Source organism: Acidovorax sp. K2F (assembly GCF_025246485.1).
Classification (GTDB): Bacteria; Pseudomonadota; Gammaproteobacteria; order Burkholderiales; family Burkholderiaceae_C; genus Acidovorax; species Acidovorax delafieldii.
Genome location: NZ_JAOBSQ010000007.1, coordinates 12,772 through 31,636 on the forward strand (window position 1 = coordinate 12,772; position 18,865 = coordinate 31,636).

At 67.2% G+C, this 18,865-nt stretch carries 16 protein-coding genes; 5 read left to right on the plus strand and 11 right to left on the minus strand.

All coding sequences use genetic code 11. The annotated features are described in order from the left end of the window. Positions 1-12: 12 nt before the first annotated feature. Positions 13-1,056: a type IV pilus twitching motility protein PilT gene (locus tag N4G42_RS02415; protein ID WP_015012257.1), complete on the minus strand. Its 1,044-nt coding sequence runs from the start codon at positions 1,054-1,056 to the stop codon at positions 13-15. Positions 1,057-1,093: 37 nt separating this feature from the next. On the opposite strand from N4G42_RS02415, the gene N4G42_RS02420 reads away from it, so the two are divergent. After that, positions 1,094-1,813, plus strand: a complete 720-nt coding sequence (locus tag N4G42_RS02420) for a YggS family pyridoxal phosphate-dependent enzyme (protein WP_056745817.1) — start codon at positions 1,094-1,096, stop codon at positions 1,811-1,813. A 6-nt stretch (positions 1,814-1,819) separates the two neighbouring features. Here the strand turns inward: N4G42_RS02420 and ltaE are convergent, their stop codons facing one another. The 3 genes from ltaE to N4G42_RS02435 all read right to left on the minus strand — a co-directional run bounded on the left by ltaE (position 1,820) and on the right by N4G42_RS02435 (position 4,951). Then, positions 1,820-2,890 carry a low-specificity L-threonine aldolase gene (gene ltaE, locus N4G42_RS02425; RefSeq protein ID WP_260666021.1) on the minus strand — a complete coding sequence of 357 codons (1,071 nt, stop codon included), beginning with the start codon at positions 2,888-2,890 and terminating at the stop codon, positions 1,820-1,822. Between the two features lie 109 nt (positions 2,891-2,999). Next, entirely contained in the window at positions 3,000-4,247 is a 1,248-nt protein-coding gene (locus N4G42_RS02430; protein WP_260666022.1) for a branched-chain amino acid ABC transporter substrate-binding protein, read from the minus strand. 53 nt (positions 4,248-4,300) lie between these two features. Then, entirely contained in the window at positions 4,301-4,951 is a 651-nt protein-coding gene (locus tag N4G42_RS02435; protein WP_121941770.1) for a TetR/AcrR family transcriptional regulator, read from the minus strand. 155 nt (positions 4,952-5,106) lie between these two features. Here N4G42_RS02435 and N4G42_RS02440 point away from each other — a divergent pair, with 155 nt between their 5' ends. Then, the gene (locus N4G42_RS02440; RefSeq protein WP_260666023.1) at positions 5,107-6,717 is read left to right on the plus strand and encodes an AMP-binding protein; all 1,611 of its coding nucleotides are present in this window, start codon (positions 5,107-5,109) and stop codon (positions 6,715-6,717) included. An 87-nt stretch (positions 6,718-6,804) separates the two neighbouring features. After that, a complete protein-coding gene (locus N4G42_RS02445) occupies positions 6,805-10,077 on the plus strand; it encodes an acetyl-CoA carboxylase family protein (RefSeq protein WP_260666113.1) in 3,273 nt (1,090 codons plus the stop codon). 28 nt (positions 10,078-10,105) lie between these two features. Here N4G42_RS02445 and N4G42_RS02450 read toward each other — a convergent pair whose 3' ends face one another. Then, positions 10,106-10,717, minus strand: a complete 612-nt coding sequence (locus N4G42_RS02450) for a LysE family translocator (RefSeq protein ID WP_260666024.1) — start codon at positions 10,715-10,717, stop codon at positions 10,106-10,108. A gap of 98 nt (positions 10,718-10,815) precedes the next feature. After that, complete coding sequence (locus N4G42_RS02455) at positions 10,816-11,622, minus strand: AraC family transcriptional regulator (protein ID WP_260666025.1); 807 nt, start codon at positions 11,620-11,622, stop codon at positions 10,816-10,818. Positions 11,623-11,712: 90 nt separating this feature from the next. On the opposite strand from N4G42_RS02455, the gene N4G42_RS02460 reads away from it, so the two are divergent. Together N4G42_RS02460 and N4G42_RS02465 are read left to right on the plus strand one after the other, a co-directional pair. Beyond that, positions 11,713-12,852: an aminotransferase class V-fold PLP-dependent enzyme gene (locus tag N4G42_RS02460; RefSeq protein ID WP_260666026.1), complete on the plus strand. Its 1,140-nt coding sequence runs from the start codon at positions 11,713-11,715 to the stop codon at positions 12,850-12,852. Positions 12,853-12,885: 33 nt separating this feature from the next. Continuing rightward, the gene (locus tag N4G42_RS02465; protein WP_260666027.1) at positions 12,886-14,181 is read left to right on the plus strand and encodes a DUF445 domain-containing protein; all 1,296 of its coding nucleotides are present in this window, start codon (positions 12,886-12,888) and stop codon (positions 14,179-14,181) included. Positions 14,182-14,236: 55 nt separating this feature from the next. Here the strand turns inward: N4G42_RS02465 and N4G42_RS02470 are convergent, their stop codons facing one another. The 5 genes from N4G42_RS02470 to purU form a co-directional block, all read right to left on the minus strand. Continuing rightward, positions 14,237-14,962, minus strand: coding sequence for an LrgB family protein (locus N4G42_RS02470; protein ID WP_260666028.1), 726 nt, complete (start codon positions 14,960-14,962; stop codon positions 14,237-14,239). Next, positions 14,946-15,305, minus strand: coding sequence for a CidA/LrgA family protein (locus tag N4G42_RS02475; protein WP_056745800.1), 360 nt, complete (start codon positions 15,303-15,305; stop codon positions 14,946-14,948). Before N4G42_RS02475 ends, N4G42_RS02470 begins: the two co-directional genes overlap by 17 nt. 5 nt (positions 15,306-15,310) lie before the next feature. Next, positions 15,311-16,810 (minus strand): FAD-linked oxidase C-terminal domain-containing protein, encoded by a 1,500-nt coding sequence (locus N4G42_RS02480; protein WP_260666029.1) that lies wholly within the window; start codon positions 16,808-16,810, stop codon positions 15,311-15,313. A gap of 269 nt (positions 16,811-17,079) precedes the next feature. Then, on the minus strand, positions 17,080-17,985 hold the full coding sequence (locus N4G42_RS02485) for a LysR substrate-binding domain-containing protein (RefSeq protein WP_260666030.1): 906 nt from the start codon (positions 17,983-17,985) through the stop codon (positions 17,080-17,082). A 12-nt stretch (positions 17,986-17,997) separates the two neighbouring features. Then, a complete protein-coding gene (gene purU, locus N4G42_RS02490; protein WP_056059864.1) occupies positions 17,998-18,846 on the minus strand; it encodes a formyltetrahydrofolate deformylase in 849 nt (282 codons plus the stop codon). Between the last annotated feature and the right edge of the window lie 19 nt (positions 18,847-18,865).

Genomic DNA, 18,865 nt, shown 5'->3' on the forward strand with positions numbered 1-18,865 from the left:
GCTGTCGGGGGCTCAGCCGGGGAAGTTCTCGGGGATCTTGGCCTTGCTGCGTGCTTCGGCCGGACTGATGATGTTGCGGCGCACGAGGTCGGTCAGGTTCTGGTCCAGCGTCTGCATGCCCACGCTGTTGCTGGTCTGGATGGTGGAGTACATCTGCGCCACCTTGGCCTCGCGGATCAGGTTGCGGATGGCGCTGGTGCCCAGCATGATCTCGTGCGCAGCCACGCGGCCGGAGCCGTCCTTGGTCTTGCACAGCGTTTGCGAGATCACGGCCTGCAGCGATTCGGACAACATCGCACGGACCATTTCCTTTTCTTCGGCGGGGAACACGTCGATGATCCGGTCGATGGTCTTGGCGGCGCTTGAGGTGTGCAGCGTACCGAACACCAAGTGGCCCGTTTCAGCAGCCGTCATGGCCAGGCGGATGGTTTCCAGGTCGCGCATTTCGCCCACCAGAATGGCGTCCGGGTCTTCGCGCAGTGCAGACTTCAGGGCCGCCGCGAAGGACAGCGTCATCGGGCCGACTTCACGCTGGTTGATCAGGCACTTCTTGGACTCGTGCACGAATTCGATCGGGTCTTCCACCGTGAGGATGTGGCCGTATTCGGATTCGTTGAGGTAGTTGACCATGGCGGCCAGCGTGGTGGACTTGCCCGAGCCCGTGGGGCCGGTCACCAGCACCAGGCCCCGTGGCTTCAAGGCCAGGTCGCCGAAGATCTTGGGGGCGTTGAGCTGCTCCAGCGTCAGGATCTTGCTCGGAATCGTCCGGAACACGGCGGCCGCGCCCCGGTTCTGGTTGAAGGCGTTGACGCGGAAGCGGGCCAGGCCTTCGATCTCGAAAGAAAAGTCCACCTCCAGGAATTCTTCATACGTCTTGCGCTGCGCGTCGCTCATGATGTCGTACACCATGGCATGCACCGTCTTGTGGTCCAGCGCATCGACGTTGATACGCCGCACGTCGCCGTGGACCCGGATCATGGGCGGCAGACCGGCGGAGAGGTGCAGGTCGGAGGCCTTGTTCTTCACGCTGAACGCGAGCAATTGGGTAATGTCCACGGAGTCCCTCTATCGTTTGGTACGCTTGCCAAACATTATGACCACGATTGCTAACAACCTCCAACAGGTTATGGGCCGGATCGCCCAGGCGTGCCGGGCTGCCGGGCGCGACCCGGGCCAGGTGGGCCTGCTGGCCGTTTCCAAGACCTTTGGCGCCGATGCAGTGCTGGAGGCGGTGGCCGCAGGCCAGCGCGCCTTTGGCGAGAACTACATCCAGGAGGGCGTGGACAAGATTGCCGCCGTGCGGGCTGCCTTGCCCGGCGTGGCGCTGCAGTGGCACTGCATTGGCCCTATCCAGAGCAACAAGACCCGCTTGGTGGCCGAGCACTTTGACTGGGTGCACACGGTGGACCGGCTCAAGATCGCCGAGCGCCTGTCGGCCCAGCGGCCCGATCACCTGCCGCCGCTGCAGGTATGTATCCAGGTCAACATCGACGGTGGGCCCACCAAGTCGGGCGTGGCCCCGTCCGAAGCCCTGGACCTGGTGCGCGCTGTCGCAAAACTGCCACGGCTGGTGGTGCGAGGACTCATGAGCATTCCGGACCATGCTCCTGAATTTGAAGCGCAATTGGCAATCCACACTAGCGCCAGAAGGCTATTTGACGAGATATCGGCAGTGGGAGAGCCAGGCCTGGGGCAGTTTGACACCCTGTCCCTGGGCATGACGGCCGACCTGGAGGCCGCCATTCAGGCAGGCAGCACGCTGGTGCGCGTGGGCACCGGCGTGTTTGGTGGCCGGACCTACCCCGCCGCCTGAGCGGGCTCAGCCCGGCAGCGTGAAGCGCGCCACGCAGTCCAGCGCCGCTGTCACATCCGCCTCACTCACATCCAGGTGCGTCACCCAGCGCAGCCGGGTGGCGCCGCCATACAGGCTGCTGGTCACGCGTACGCCGTGCTGCGCCAGCCAGGCGGTGAAGGCTGGGGCCACCTCTGCGTGCAGGTCGGTGAAGAGGATGTTGGTCTGCCACGGCAGCACGGTGAGCTGGCCCTGCAGCACGGGGTGGCTGCGGTTGGCTTCGGTCAGCCCTTGGGCCAGCCGGTCCAGGCGGGCGTGGTCTTCCGCCAGGCGCCGCACATGGTGCTGCAGCGCGTAGTGGCCGGCAGCCGCCAGGACACCCGCCTGCCGCATGCCACCGCCCAGGATCTTGCGGGTGCGGCGCGCCTGCCGGATGAAGTCGCGCGAGCCCAGCACCAGCGAGCCCACGGGCGCGCCCAGGCCCTTGCTCAGGCACAACGATGCGGAATCAAAGTGGCTGCACAGTGCGCGCGCTTCCGCATACACATCGGTGCTGTTGCGCGCGGCATTGGCCGTGGCGGCGTTGAACATGCGTGCGCCGTCCAGGTGCATGGCCAGCCCCCGGCTGCGCGCCAGTTGCGCCACCTCGGCGATGTAGGCGGGCGGCAGCACCTGGCCGCCGGTCGTGTTCTCCAGCACCACCAGACGGGTGCGCGCAAAGTGCGGGTCGTCGGGCTTGATGGCGGCGGCGATGTCGGTCACGCGCAGCGTGCCGTCGGGCTGCGTCTCCACCGGCTGGGGCTGGATGGAGCCCAGCACGGCCATGCCACCCGCCTCCCAGCGGTAGGTGTGCCAGCTCTGGCCCACGATGGCTTCGTCGCCGCGCTGGCAGTGGCCCCACAGCGCGATCAGGTTGGTCTGCGTGCCCGAGGGGGCGAACAGCGCGGCCTCAAAACCCAGCAGCTCGGCGGCATGGTCCTGCAGTGCGTTCACTGAGGGGTCGTCGGCAAACACATCGTCGCCCAGCGGGGCCTTGAACATGGCCTCGCGCATGGCGGGCGTGGGCTGGGTGACGGTGTCGCTGCGAAAGTCGGGCATGGGCGCGGTCCTTGTGGGTCGGGTCAATGAATGCAATGACCGGCCATGGTAGCGGCGGCCTGTGGCGGTTGCCGCTGTGGGGATTTCGGCGCCCTTCGGCGCCGTGGCATCAAGGCCGCGTCATCTTGCACTCGGTGCCTTGGGCTATTTCATTGCCGGTGTAGGCCGCATCGGTGCGAAAGCCATAGTTGGTGCCTTCCCAGCCCACCTTCACGGCCTTGCCGTCCACCGGCGCGATGGTGTTGACCACCTGGGGTAGCAGCAGCTGGTGGTCTTCGCCGCGCATGCGCACGGGGCCCACCACCGAGTCGAGCGTCAGGTCTTCCAGCGCACGGGCCACCTTCACCGGGTCGGTGGACTGGGCCTTGTTGATGGCGGCGGCGAGGAAGCGCGGCGTCATCTCGATGCGCGGCGCAAGGAAGTCCTTGCCCGTCTTGGCCTTGTAGGTCTTGGCCAGCGCGTCCACCTTGGGGGTGTCGGCCTGGCCGGGGTGCCATTCGGCCACCCAGGTCAACTGGCCCTGCTTGGCCTGCGACACGGCCAGCACCGTGCCGGGGATGGAGCCCGCGCTGTGGTTGAAGTAGCGCAGGTTGTAGCCCGCATCGCCCGCCGCCTTCAGCAGCAGCGTCATGTCCTGCCCCCAGTTGCCGGTGATGACCGAGTCGGCCTCCGTGCTCTTGACCTTGGCGAGGTAGGGCGCAAAGTCCTTCACGCGGCCGATGGGGTGCAGCGCCTCGCCCACAAACTGGATGTCGGGCCGCGCCAGGCCCAACATCTCGCGGCCATAGTGCGCCCACTGCTTGCCGTGCGCGTAGTCCTGGTTCAGCAGGTACACCTTCTTGATGTCCGGCTGCTTCTTGATGTAGTTGGCAATCGCCTTCATCTTCATGGCCGTGTTGGCCTCGAACTGGAAGTGCCAGAAGTTGCAGGCCTTGCCCGTCAGCTCGGGGTCGATGGAGGAGTGGTTCAGCACCAGGATCTCCTTGCCCGGGTTGCGCTGGTTGTGGCGCGCTGCCGCCTGCACCAGCGCCGTGACCACGGAGGAGCCCGAGCCGCCCGTCACGATGGCCTTGGCTCCCTGGTCAATGGCGGCCTGCAGCGCGCTCTGGCTCTCTTGCGCCGAGAGCTTGCTGTCGAACTGCAGCAGCTGCAGCTTGGTGCCCTTGAGCACGCCGCCCTTGGCGTTGATGTCCTCGATGGCGTACTGCGTGTGGGTGAGCATCAGCTCGCCCACGTTGGCAAAGGGGCCCGACAGCGGGTCGATGTAGGCGACCTTGAAGGTCTCCTGCGCGCTGGCTGCCGTGCCGATCAGCAGCGCCGCCGCAGCGGCCAGGGGGGTGAGGAACACGGTTTTCATGGGTTTTGTCTCCGGTGGTTGTTGTGCTTGGTGTAGGGTTGCTGCGGTGCGCGTCAGGCTGGGTTGCGCTTGCGGGTTCGCCGCAACCCCAGCACACGCCAGGCCAGCTGCGCCAGCTCCTGCGCCACCTCGTCTTGCGACAGGCGGCCGTCAGGGCGGTACCAGTTGTAGAGAAAGCCGGGCAGGCTGCAGGCGGCCAGGGCGGTGATCTTGGTGTCGTTGAACTCGAACATGCCGTCCTGGCGGCCCTGTTCGAGCAGTGCACACAGCCGGTCGTAGAAGTGGTTCGCCAAATCCTTCTGCGCCGCCAGGTACTCGGGCCGGTACACCTGCGGCTCGCGGTACGGGAAGAAGGCCGAGGGGTGGTGCTCCAGCGTGGCGCGGATCAGCCGCTCGATGCCCTCCGTCACCTTCACATGGGCAGGCCGGTCATCGTCCGCCGCAAAGTCCATCGCAGTGAAACACGCCACGGCAGGCGCCCACGACAGCGTCTCGAAGATCTCCTGCTTGTTGCGAAAGTAGTAATACACAAAGGGCTTGGTCACGCCCAGCTGCTGCACGATCTGCTCGATGGTGGTGTTGGCGTAGCCCTGCGCATCGAACAGCGCCTCGGCCGCGCGCAAGATGCGTTCGCGCTTTTCGTCCGACCCGGCCGTGGCGGCCTTCTGACGGCCGCTGGCCTGCACGGGGGGCTGCTGGTTCATCGGTGTCCTTTGCGCGACGTTGGAGTTATACCCATGGGTAGCATTGTTCTACCGTGCGGTATATATTGGCAAGACGCTGGCGGGTGAGGGCACCCAGAGAAAACCCTGAGTGGCCGCCAAGAACCAGCGATTCCAGACACCTCGGAGACAACGCCATGCCTTCTGCCGCACCGCAGCTGCCGCTGCACGAACACCTGCGCCGCCACGCGCGCGAAACGCCCGACCGCATCGCCTACCTCTGGTACGGCCAGCCCGTCACGTGGGCGCAGCTTGATGCGGCCAGTGATGCATTTGCTGCGCGCCTGCAGGCGCTGGGTGTGGCCAAGGGCGAGCCCGTGGCGCTGTTCATGAACAACTGCCCGCAGTACGTGATGGCGCACTACGGCATCCAGAAGATCGGCGCCATCGTCTGTCCTTGCGGGCCGCTGAACAAGGAGCACGAGCTCGAATACCAGCTCACCGACCTGCAGGCGCGCGTGATCGTCGCGGCCGATGTGCTGCTGCCCGTGGTGGACAAGGTGCGCGCCAAGACCGCGCTGCAGCAGGTGTTTGTGGTGCGCTATGCCGAGCTGCTGCCCGAGGGCGCGCCCAGCATCGACGTACCCGCCGAGCTGCTGGCCATGCGCGCCGCCATGGCGCCGGTGCCTGCGGGCTGCGAAGACTTCCTGGCCGCCACCCGCACCGGTGCGCGGCCTGCGCCCGTGGCGCTGTCGATGGATGACATCTCGCTCATGACCTACACCTCGGGCACCACCGGGTTACCGAAGGGCGCGATGCTGAGCTACGGCAACGCCACGTTCAAGACCGCTGCATCGGCGGACTGCAATGGCATGACACCGCACGAAACGCTGCTGGCAGTGGCGCCGCTGTACCACATCGCCGGCATGGTGATGGGCGTGAACCTGCCGGTCTACACCGGCGCCACCGCCGTGCTGCTGTACCGTTTTGATCCATTGGGCGTGGCCCAGGCGCTGGAGCGCCACCGCGTGACCTGGTGGTACAGCATCGCGCCCATGAACGGCGCGCTCATGCAGGTGCCCGGCGCACGCGAGATGGACTGGAGCGCGCTGCGCCGCAACCCAGTCACCAGCTTCGGCATCACCTTCACCGAGGCGCTGGCCCTGCAGTGGCAGCAGTTCGCGCCGAACTGCATTGCGCACGAGGCGGCCTATGGCCTGTCGGAAACCCACACCGTGGACACCGCCATGCCGGTGGACGCGATCCGCTGGGGCACCCAGGGCAAGCCCGTGCCGGGCAACACCCTGCGCATCGTCGACCCCGACACCGGTGCGCCGCTGTCCGTTGGCGAGGTGGGCGAGATCACCATCCACGGCCCCGGCAACTTCAAGGGCTACTGGAACAAGCCCGAGGCCACGGCCAAGACGCTGCGGGATGGCTGGGTCTACACCGGCGACATGGGCAAGATCGATGCGGACGGCTATGTCACCTTCATCGGCCGTTTCAAGGAAATGATCAAGGTGTCGGGCTACAGCGTGTTCCCCGAAGAGGTCGAGACCCTGCTCATCAAACACCCTGCCGTGGCACAGGCCGCGGTTATTGGCGTGCCCGATGCAGAAAAGGGCGAGGTGGTGCGCGCCTTCATCGTCAAGAAGTCCGGCCAGGAGGTGGACGCCGCCGGCCTGGTGGCCTGGTGCCGCGAGAACATGGCGCCCTACAAAGCCCCGCGCGAGGTGCGTTTCATCGACGCACTGCCCGCCACGGGCGCTGGCAAAGTGCTGCGCCGCCTGCTGCGTGATATTGCTTGAATGAGTGAAAAATTGGCTGCTGGCGCCAGTTGAATATGCGCTGGCAGCTATAAAAAATAGAGCGACTGCCCCATGCCATCTTCTGTTCTGTTCACCAAAGTGCTGGTTGCCAATCGGGGCGAAATCGCACTGCGCACCGTGCGCGCCCTGCACGACCTGGGCATTGCCAGCGTGGCCGTGTATGCCGACGATGACGCCGCCAGCCCCCATGTGCACGCAGCCATTGCGGCCGTGGCACTGGGCGCCACCGGCCCGGCGGCGTACCTGGACGGTGCGCGCCTCATCGCGATTGCCCAGGCGCAGGGCTGCGATGCCGTGCACCCGGGCTATGGCTTCTTGAGCGAGCGCGCCGACTTCGCCCGCGCCTGTGCCGACGCTGGGCTGCGCTTCATCGGCCCCACGCCTGCGCAGCTCGCGCTGTTCGGCGACAAGGCGCAGGCCCGTGCGCTGGCGCAGCAGCAGGGCGTGCCGCTCATGCCCGGTACGCAGGCGGCGGTGACGCTGCTGGAGGCGCAGGCCTTCTTCGCGCAGCACGCCCATGCTGGCATCGTCATCAAGGCCATCGGTGGCGGCGGCGGGCGCGGCATGCGCGCGGTGGCGTCGGCCGATGACTTGCCAGCGGCCTACGCGCGCTGCCGCAGCGAGGCGCAGGCCGCCTTTGGTGTGGACGGCGTGTACGTGGAGCGCCTGATGGGCAACGCCCGCCACATCGAGGTGCAGGTGCTGGGCGACGGGCGCGAGGTGATCGCGCTGGGCGAGCGCGAGTGCACGCTGCAGCGGCGCTTTCAGAAGGTGGTGGAGATCGCGCCCAGCCCTTCGCTGCCCGCAGTGCTGCGCGAGCGGATCACCACCGCCGCACTGTCCATGGCGCGGGCGGTGCAGTACGAAGGCCTGGGCACCTTCGAGTTTCTGGTGGACCTGGCCTCGAACGACCTGCCGTTTGTATTCATCGAATGCAACCCGCGCCTGCAGGTGGAGCACACCATCACCGAAGAGGTCACCGGCGTGGACCTGGTGCAGGCGCAGATCGCGCTGGCCGCAGGCCGCACGCTGCAGAACATTGGCCTCAACCCCGCCGCACCGCCTGCCGTGTTGGGCTTTGCCGTGCAGTGGCGCATCAACGCCGAAACCCTGGACGCGCAGGGCAACGCCACGCCCGGCAGCGGCACGCTCCGCCGTTTTGACCTGCCCGCAGGCCCTGGAGTGCGCGTGGACACGCACGGCGCAGCGGGCGCCACGCCGTCGCCGCACTACGACACGCTGCTGGCCAAGCTCATCGTGCACACGCGCAGCCCGCGTTTTGCCGATGCGCTGCGCCGCTCGCAGCGCGCGCTGGCCGAGTGCCGCATCGACGGTGTAGCCACCAACCTCGCGCTGCTGCAGGCCCTGGCCGCACGGCCCGAAATGGAGAGCCAGCAGGTGCACACGCGCTGGCTGGAAACCGTGTTGCCGGCATTGCTGAATGCTTCCGAAAAAATAGCTGCTAGCGCTTATCCATCAAGCGCTAGCGGCCAAAAAGACTCAAATTTCTCAATGTCTGCACCCGAAGGCGCTGTGCTGGCCCCCATGCCCGCCCGCCTGGTGCAACTGAGCGTGGCCGAGGGCGACGTGGTCGCCGCAGGCGCTGAGCTGGCCGTGCTCGAAGCCATGAAGATGGAGCACGTGCTGCTGGCCCCACACGCGGGCCGCGTCGGCGCGCTGCTGGCCGTGGCCGGTGGCTACGTCGCGCAGGGGCAGCCGCTGCTGGTGCTGGACGCAGTGGATGATGCGGCCGATGTCGAAGTGCAGGGCAGCGCTGCGCACGACCCCGACCACATCCGCGCCGACCTGCAACGCGTGATCGACCGCCACGCCTTCACGCTCGACGCCGCGCGCCCCGACGCCATGGCCAAGCGCCACGCGCAAGGCGGCCGCTCCGCGCGCGAGAACATTGCCGACCTGTGCGACGACGGCAGCTTCATCGAATATGGTGCCCTCGCCATCGCCGCGCAGGCGCGCCGCCGCAGCAAGGAAGACCTCATTGCCAACACGCCCGCCGATGGCATGGTCACGGGCATTGGCGGCATCAACGGTGCACTGTTTGGCGAGGTGAAATCCCGCGCGGTGGTCATGTCGTATGACGCCACCGTGCTCGCAGGCACCCAGGGCGCGCGCAACCACGCCAAGACCGACCGCATGCTCGGCATCGCGCTGGCGCAGAAGCTGCCGGTGGTGCTGTTCGCCGAGGGCGGCGGCGGGCGCCCGGGCGACACCGACATGCCCGTGGTGGCGGGGCTGCATGTGCACACCTTCGCCAGCTACGCGGCGCTGTCGGGCCAGGTGCCGGTCATCGGCATCGCGGCCGGGCGCTGCTTTGCGGGCAACGCGGCGCTGCTGGGCTGCAGCGACGTGATCATTGCCACGCGCGCCAGCAACATCGGCATGGGCGGCCCGGCCATGATCGAAGGTGGTGGGCTCGGCGTCTTCAAGCCCGAGCAGATCGGCCCGAGCCGCGTGCAGCATGCCAACGGCGTGATCGACGTGCTGGTCGATGACGAGGCCGGGGCGGTGCAGGCCGCGCGCCACTATCTGTCGTTCTTCCAGGGCCGCACATCGCAGTGGTCTGCACCCGACCAGCGCCTGCTGCGCGCCGTGGTGCCCGAGAACCGCCTGCGCGTGTACGACACCCGCACGGCGATGGCGGGCCTGGTGGACGACGGCAGCCTGCTGCTGCTGCGCACCGGCTTCGGTGCCGGCATCCACACGGCGCTGGCGCGCATCGAAGGCCGCCCCGTGGGTCTGCTGGCCAACAACCCGCAACACCTGGGTGGCGCCATCGACGCCGATGCGGCCGACAAGGGCGCGCGCTTCATGCAGCTGTGCAACGCGCATGGCCTGCCCATCGTGAGCCTGGTGGACACGCCCGGCTTCATGGTCGGCCCCGAGGTCGAAGCCACGGCCCAGGTGCGCCACGTGAGCCGCCTGTTCGTCACCGCCGCCAGCCTGCGTGTACCCACCTTCAGCGTGGTGCTGCGCAAGGGTTACGGCCTGGGCGCCATGGGCATGACGGCCGGGGGCTTCCATGCGCCCGTGTTCACTGTCGCCTGGCCCACGGGCGAGTTCGGCGCCATGGGGCTCGAAGGCGCCGTGCGCCTGGGCTTTCGCAAGGAGCTGGAGGCGCTGCCCGAGGGCGCCGAGCGCGACGCGCTGTTTGCCAAGCTGCTGGCCAAGTCCTACGCCAACGGCGAGGCGATGCACATGGCCGCCACGCTGGAGATCGACGCTGTGATAGACCCGGCCGACACGCGGGCCTGGCTGGCGCGGGGGCTGGCGTCGGCGCAGGTGGCTCCGCTGGGTCCACGTTGCATCGATACCTGGTGAAGCAGTACGGCACCTGGCACGGTGGTGCCTATCGGTGCATCAGGGCGAGCTTTGCGCCGAGCCCGACAAACGCGGCCGCAAAGCCGCGGCGCAGCCACACCAGCGCGCCGGGGCGCTGCAGCACCTGGTCACGAAACCGGGCGGCAAAGACGCCATAGCCCAAGAACACCACAAAGGTCATGGCCATGAAGACCAGCGAGAGCTGGACCATGCGCCACGCGGGCTGCGCTTCACCCGGTGCGATGAACTGCGGCAGAAAGGTGAGGAAGAACAGCGACAGCTTGGGGTTGAGCAGGTTGATCAGCATGGCTTCCGCGATACGCCCACCGGCTTTGCGTGCGGGTGCGTCAGTGCGAACCTCCAGTGTGGCGGGCGAGCGCCACGTGGCCCAGCCCATGTAGACCAGGTAGGCGACCCCCGCGTAGCGCAGGACTTCAAATGCCGTGGCGCTGGCGTTGAGAAGTGCGGCCAGCCCGGTGATCGCCGCCAGCAGGTGCGGCACGATGCCGAGCGTGCAGCCCAGCGCCGTCACGGCGGCGGCCCGCGCGCCGCCCGAGAGTCCGGCCGCCACGGTCAGCAAAGTTCCTGGCCCCGGCGAGACGACCACGATGAGAGAGGTGATGAGAAATTCGATGCCCATGGCGAGAGGCCGCGCGGCGGCGGCGTGAATTGGCGATGCCCGCAGCATCGGCCAACCCCCGCACAACGGTCTTGAACGAAATTGCAGGGTCCGGGCTGTCAGCCGCGTGTGCGGACGTAGGCGCCCGGTGTGATGCCAAAGCTGCGCGTGAAGAGGCGCGTCAGGTGGCTTTGGTCGGCAAAGCCACTGGCTGCGGCGACATCAGCCAGGGGCGTACCCGCACCCATCAGATGGCGCGCAAGCTGCAGTCGGCGCTGCAGCAGGTAGGCGTGCGGCGTCAGGCCCGTGGCCTGGGCAAATTGGCGCACGAGCTGGTAGCGGCTCAAACTTGCTGCATCGGCCAGTTGCGCGAGGCTCCAGGCCGCGGTGGGATCGTCGTCCATCATGGTGCGAGCCCTGGCGATGGACGCGGCGGATTGTTGGTGGCCCTTCGGCCGCAGCAGGCCGCTCAGCACCCGCAACAGGCATTCCTCCACATGCAACGCTGCGGCCGAGTGGTTGGGGCGGTGGGTGGCCGCGTCGAACAGCGCCAGTACCTGGTCCGCCAGCCGCGCATCGCGCATCGTCGGAGCATGGAATTCGAAGGCGGAGCCGTGCGGGCCCGGATGCACCTCTGCCGCCAATGGCGCCACCAGGGCGGGCTCCAGGTAGAGCATGCGCCAGGCGCGTCCACGCTCGTCCAGCGGCATGCCATCGTGGACTTCGCCGGGGTTGACCGTGATGGTGTCGCCTGGGCCCGATTCCACAATCCCCCGGCCGCTGGCCGATTTCTGCGCACCCCGCTCGATCACGCCGAGGCCGAACTGCAAGTGCATGTGCCTGCCGAAGACGAGGCGGGAGTCGGCCTGCATCGCTTCGATGCCGGGCAGTGCGGTGGGCAGGAATCGGAAGGGTTTTTGCTGCATGGCGCGCGGCCTTGGGGTGGCGCGGGGCCATGATAAGCTGACCTGATCGTCCCTTTTTCCTCCCTCAGTTTCACACGCGGAGACTCCTCTATGCCCGGCCTTTTGCCCGATATCGACCCCGATGGTTTGCTCGAATTTTCGGTGGTCTACACCGACCGCGCGCTCAACCCCATGTCCAAGCGCTTCACCGGCGTGGTGCAGGACATCCTGGGCACGCTCAAAGAGGTCTACCACGCCCACACGGCCGTGCTGGTGCCCGGCAGCGGTACCTTCGGCATGGAGGCCGTGGCGCGCCAGTTTGCCAACAAGGAAAAGGTGCTCATCGTGCGCAACGGCTGGTTCAGCTACCGCTGGACGCAGATCTTTGATGCCGACAAGGGCTTGGGCGGTGGTTCCGTGGTGTGCAAGGCGCGCCAGCAGGGCAGTGGCCCGCAGGCGCCCTGGGCACCATGCCCCGCAGAAGAAGTCGCCGCCACCATCCGCGCAGAAAAGCCCAAGGTGGTGTTTGCGCCCCATGTGGAAACAGCCAGCGGCATCATCCTTTCGGACGACTACATCCGCACGCTGACGGCGGCTGCGCATGAGGTGGGCGCGCTGTTTGTGCTGGACTGCGTGGCGTCGGGCGCGATGTGGGTGGACATGCAGGCCACGGGCGTGGATGTGCTCATCAGCGCGCCGCAAAAGGGCTGGAGCGGATCGCCTTGCTGCGCCATGGTGATGCTGTCCGAGCGTGCCCGCCAAGCCATCGAGGGCACCACGAGCAGCAGCTTCTCGTGCGACCTCAAGAAGTGGATGCAGATTGCCGAGGGCTACGAAAAGGGCCAGTACGCGTACCACACCACTATGCCCACGGATGCGCTGGTGCGCCTGCGCGAGGTGATGGCCGAGACGCGTGAATATGGATTTGCCAAGGTGCGTGACGAGCAGATCGAATTGGGCGCCAAGGTGCGCGCGCTGCTCGAATCGCGCGGCTTCCCCAGCGTGGCGGCCGAGGGCTTCAAGGCGCCCGGCGTGGTGGTGAGCTACACCACCGACCCCGGCATCCAGAACGGCAAGAAGTTCATGGAAGTGGGCCTGCAGACGGCTGCGGGTGTGCCGCTGCAGTGCGATGAGGGGCCGGACTTCAAGACCTTCCGCATTGGCCTGTTTGGCCTGGAGAAGTGGCACAACGTGGACCGCACGGTGGACCACCTGTCGAAGGCGCTGGACCAGATTGCGGCGGCTGCCTGACACATTGGGGTCGAGGTCGGCGGGCGTGCCCGGATGAACGCCGAGACTGATAGCGCAACCCTCGCCTTGCGCCGGGCCAAGCGCCAGGCACTGGGCCTATTGCTGCTGGTGACGGCCGTGTTCATCGCCACCAGCGTGGTCGAACGCGGACTGTGGCTCAACGGTGTGAAAGCCATGGCCGAGGCCGCCATGGTGGGTGCGCTGGCGGACTGGTTTGCGGTGGTGGCGCTGTTCCGGCGCCCGCTGGGCCTGCCCATTCAGCACACCGCAGTCATCGCGCGCAACCAGGCGCGCATCGGTCGCAACCTGGCCACCTTTGTGCGCGACAAGTTCTTGGACGTGCCTTCGCTCGTGTCGCTGATCCGCCGGCATGACCCGGCCGAGCGGCTGGCGCAGTGGCTCACGGCGCCTGGCAACGCCACGCTGCTGGGGCACCAAGCCACGCGCCTGGCCTCGGCTGCGCTGGAGACGGTGCAAGACGCGCAGGTGGAGCGCTTCATCCACAAGGCCGCGCGTGCCTTGATCGGGCAGGTGGATATGTCGCGTGCCTTGGCGGCGGTGCTCGACACCCTCACGCACAACGGCCGTCACCAAGCGCTGCTGGACGACGTGCTGGCCAAGCTCATCGAACTGCTGCAGAACGAGCAAACCCGCACCTGGGTCGCGCAGTCCATCGTGGCCTGGCTCAAGAAGGACCACCCGCGCACGGAGAAGTTGCTGCCCAGCGACTGGCTGGGCGACAAGGGCTCGGCCCTGCTGGCCCGCGCGCTGGAGAGCCTGATGGCCGATGTGGCCGCCAACCCGCAGCATGCACTGCGTGCGCAGTTTGATGTGGCGGTGCAGCGCTTTATCGAGCGTCTTCGCAGCGACCCGGAATGGGAGCGCAAGGGCGAGGAGATCCGCACATGGTTGCAGACCGACGCCACGGTGGCAGGTTATGTGCAGACCTTGTGGTTGGATCTGCGCGGCGCTCTGCAACGCGACCTGGCCGATGCCAACTCGGTGCTGGCGCGGCAGGTGGGCAAGCTGGGGTTATGGCTGGGCGAGTCGCTGGCGGGGGACGCGGCGCTGCGGCAGTCGTTCAATGACAGGCTGGAGCGTTGGGTAGAGGGTCTGGCTCCGGACGTGTCGGCGTTCATTGCGCAGCACATCGAGGACACGGTGCGGCGGTGGGATACGGAAGAGATGACGCAGCTGATCGAGCTGAACATTGGCAAGGACCTGCAGTACATCCGCATTAATGGCACCGTGGTGGGCGGGTTCATCGGGCTGGTGTTGTTTGCTGTGTCGCATGTGGGGGAGATGGGGCGGGCTTTGTGGGGCGGGTGAGGGCCGCTGAGCGCGGCGCAGCGTGGGACAAGAGGTGATGCCCCTGCCGGACCCCTCACAACAACCGGAACACCAGCGGCATCAGCACCGCCGCCAGCACCACCTGCAGCCCCAGCGCCAACCCTGCATACGCCCCCGCTTCGGCATGCACCTGCAGCGCATGCGCCGCGCCGATGCCATGTGAGGCCGTGCCCAGCGCGAAGCCCCGCAGTGCCATGCCTTGCGCGTCGGTGGGCAGGCGCATCAAGCCAAACAACCAGCGCGCAGACAGCGCCCCCACCATGCCCGTCAGCGCCGCGAATACGGCGGCCAGGGCGGGCACGCCGCCAATTTGTGCGGCAATGCCCATGGCGACCGGGGCGGTGACGGATTTGGGGGCCAGCGACATCAGCACATCACCCGGCAGGCCCAGTGCCCAGCCCAGGCCTACAGCGCTGGCGGCCGCCGCGCTGCCACCCGCTAGCGAGGCCAGCACCAGCAGGCCCCAACGCGAGCGCAAGGCCGCGCGGCGCTGCCACAGGGGCCAGCCCAGCGCCACCACCGCAGGGCCCAGCAAGAAGTGGATGAACTGCGCGCCCGCAAAGTACGTGGGATAGGCTGTGCCGGTGGCCAGCATGACCGTGGCCAGAATGGCCACCGACAGCATCACCGGGTTGGCCCAGGGCGCGTGCCCCGAGCGCACCGACAGCGCCTGCGCCAGCACATACACCGCCAGCGTTGCGGTCAGCCCGAACAGTGGGGCCGATGCCAAGTACACCCACAGCTCAACGAAGTTCGCCATGGTTCTCCTTGGGCTGCAAAAGACGCAGCACCAGCGCCGTCACGGCCATACCGACCCAGGTGGACAGCACAATCACCGCCACCAGCTGCAGGCCATAGGTGCTCAGCAGCGCCAGGTGGGTCATGACCCCCACGCCCACCGGCACAAACAGCAGCGACAGGTGCTGGAGCAAGAAGCCCGCCGCTGGGGCTACGGCATCCCGCACGGGCTGCCAACGCAAGGCCAGCAAGAGCAGCACCATGCCGACCACCGGCCCTGGGACCGGGAGCTTCAAAAAGTGAGACAGCGCCTCGCCCCCTGACTGCATGAGCAGAAGAAAGGCCAGCCCTTGCAGCGCCTTCATGGCGATCAGAAACGCGGCAGATCAGGGTGCTTGATCTGCCCCCCACGCACCAGCATCTTCCCGTACTCCGCGCACCGGTTCAGCGTGGGGATCACCTTGCCGGGGTTCAGCAACCCCGCCTGATCAAACGCGTGCTTGAGCCCGAACATCTGCGCGTTCTCCGCCGCAGAAAACTGCACGCACATGCTGTTGAGCTTCTCCACGCCCACGCCATGCTCGCCCGTCACCGTGCCGCCCATGGCCACGCTGGTCTCCAGAATCTCCGCGCCAAAAAGCTCGCAGCGGTGCAGCTGGTCAGCGTCGTTCGCGTCGAACAGGATCAGCGGATGCAGGTTGCCGTCGCCCGCGTGGAACACGTTGGCACAGCGCAGCTGGTATTTCTTTTCCATCTCCTGGATGGCCAGCAGGATGTCGGCCAGGCGCTTGCGCGGGATGGTGGAGTCCATGCACATGTAGTCGGGGCTGATTCGGCCGCTGGCGGGGAAGGCGTTCTTGCGGCCGCTCCAGAAGCGCAGGCGTTCGGCTTCGTCGTTGCTGACCGAGATGGCGGTGGCGCCTGCAGCGCGCAGCACCTCGCTCATGCGGCCGATTTCTTCCTCTACTTCTTCGGGCGTGCCGTCGCTCTCGCACAGCAGGATGGCTTCGGCGGTCAGGTCGTAGCCCGCATGCACAAAGTCCTCCACGGCAGCGGTCATGGGTTTGTCCATCATCTCCAGCCCGGCGGGGATGATGCCGGCCGCTATGACCGCAGCCACCGCGTCGCCCGCTTTGCGCACATCGTCAAAGCTGGCCATGATGCAGCGCGCCAGCTGGGGCTTGGGGATGAGCTTGACGGTGACCTCGGTGGTCACGGCCAGCATGCCCTCGCTGCCGATCACGGCGGCCAGCAGGTCGTAGCCAGGGGCGTCGAGTGCCTCGCTGCCGAATTCGACGAGCTCGCCTTCCACCGTGAAGCCCTTTACCTTGAGCACGTTGTGCACGGTAAGGCCGTATTTGAGGCAGTGCACGCCGCCCGAGTTCTCGGCCACGTTGCCGCCGATGGTGCAGGCGATCTGGCTGCTGGGGTCAGGCGCGTAGTAGAGGTTGTAGGGGGCCGCCGCCTCGCTGATCGCGAGGTTGCGCACGCCACACTGCACCACGGCCGTGCGGCTTTCGGGGTTGATGTCGAGAATGCGGTTGAACTTGGCCAGCGACATCGTCACGCCCAGGGCGTGGGGCATGGCGCCGCCCGACAGGCCCGTGCCCGCACCGCGCGCCACCACCGGCGCCTGCAGCCGGTGGCACACCTGCAGCACGGCCTGCACCTCGTCGTAGGTCTCCGGCAGGCACACCACCAGCGGGCGCTGGCGGTAGGCGGTGAGGCCGTCGCATTCGTAGGGCGTGGTGTCCTCGTTGTGCCAGAGCAGTGCGTGGGCGGGCAGCACGCGGCCCAGGGCCTGGACAACCTCGGCCTGGCGCGCGGCGCGTTCGGACAGGGCTACGGTGGAGTCGGCGGCAGTGTTCATGGCTGTCACTGTAGGGGATGGCTCGGTGCCCGGGCTTGAGCTTTTCTTCAGGGGATTGTGAAAAACACCGGATTGCTCACCAATTGATAGCTACTAGCGCCTTTTGGGCAAGCACTGGAGGCAAATTTGCCTGAACCTGGTGGAGGAGGGCGCGGCTCTGGCGAGGGCTGCCGAGCAAGGGCCGCCCCGCAGCAAGGGCTGCGTCCCCCTTCCCGGCGCAGCCAAGAGAAGGGGGAAGGCGCCCAAGGCGACTCAGGGAGATACCTCTACTACGCCATGGTTTTGCGCAGCCACTCGGCAAACGCCGCGCATTCCCACCGGTCCATGGTGCCCGTGCGCCAGCACAGGTAGTGCGCGTGGGGGCTGGCGGTGTCGGTGTCAAACAGGCGCACCAGTGTGCCGTTCTCCAGCCAGGGCGCGCCCAGCTTCAGGCGTACCAGCGCCACGCCCATGCCGGCAGCGGCGCCGTCGCACATCAGGCCGATGTCGTTGAACTGCGAGCCCTCGCTGGGTTCGGCCCAGTCGAGATCCGTGGCAGCAAACCAGGTGCGCCAGGGCTCCAGCGGGCTGCGCAGCAGGGGCACGCCCTCCAGGTCTTCGGGGCGGTCAAAGGGCCCGTGCTCGCGCACGAACGCGGGCGAGGCCAGGGGCGTGACCACGTCGCGCGCCAGCTCCACATGCTCCACGTCGGCATAGTGGCCGGGGCCAAAGCGCACCATCAGGTCGGCGTCTTCGGCCACCACGTCCAGCAGCGGTATGGAGACCTGCAGCGCCAGGTCGATCTCGGGATAGGCCTCGGTGAACTGGCGCAGGCGGGGGATGAGGATGGTGCGCGCAAACGTGGGCGTCACGGCCAGCTTGAGCCGCCGGCGCCCTGGCGCGGCCGCCTGGCCGGGGAACCGCTGCAGCGCACCCAACCCCTCGCGCACATGGGCCAGGTAGGCGCTGCCCTCGGTGGTGAGCGAAAAATCGGCCCGGCCAAACAGCCGCACGCCCAGGATCTGCTCCAGCTGCTTGACGCGGTGGCTCACGGCGCTGGGCGTCACGCACAGCTCGTCGGCCGTCTGCGTCACGCTGCGCAGGCGGGCCAGCGCCTCGAAGGTCAGCAGGCACTGGATGGGCGGGATGCGCCGGGCGGCGCTGCTGAGGAAGGAGTACGGGGCTGCCGTGGCCATGGGAAAGCTGGACTAGCGGAAGATGACTGTCTTGTGGCCGTTCAAGATCACGCGGTGCTCGCTGTGCCACTTCACGGCGCGGGCCAGCACCTGGCTTTCGGTGTCGCGGCCGCGGGCCGTGAGGTCTTCCACGGTGTCGGTGTGGTCGGCGCGGGCCACGTCCTGCTCGATGATCGGGCCTTCGTCCAGGTCGGCCGTCACATAGTGGGCCGTGGCGCCGATCAGCTTCACGCCCCGGTCATGGGCCTGGTAGTACGGCTTGGCGCCCTTGAAGCTGGGCAGGAAGCTGTGGTGGATGTTGATGGCCCGACCGGCCAACTTTTGACATAGGTCAAGAGAAAGTATCTGCATGTAACGGGCCAATACCACCAACTCGGCCCCTTCGCCCTCGATAATCTCAAACTGTTTGGCTTCGGCCTGGGCCTTGGTGCTGCCCGTCATCGGGATGTGATGAAACGGCACGTTGTAGCTGGCCGCCAGCTGGTAGAAGTCGCGGTGGTTGCTGATGATGGCGCGGATGTCGATGGGCAGCAGGCCACTCTTCCAGCGGAACAGCAGGTCGTTGAGGCAGTGGCCTTCCTTGCTGACCATGAGCACGGTTTTCATGGGGGCTGCCGTGGCGTGCAGGCTCCAGTGCATGTTGTAGGGCTCGGCAAAGCTGGTCAGGCGCGCTTTGAGGGTGGGGTGGTCGTGCTGGTCGCAGGCAAACTGCACCCGCATGAAGAACAGGCCCGTGGCGTGGTCGTTGTACTGCGCGGCTTCTTCGATGTTGCCGCCATGCTCCAGCAAAAAGCCGGAGACGGCGTGCACCAGCCCCAGGCGGTCGGGGCAGGACAGGGTAAGGATGTAGGCGTTGGTCATAGCTGTGCAATTGTCGCAG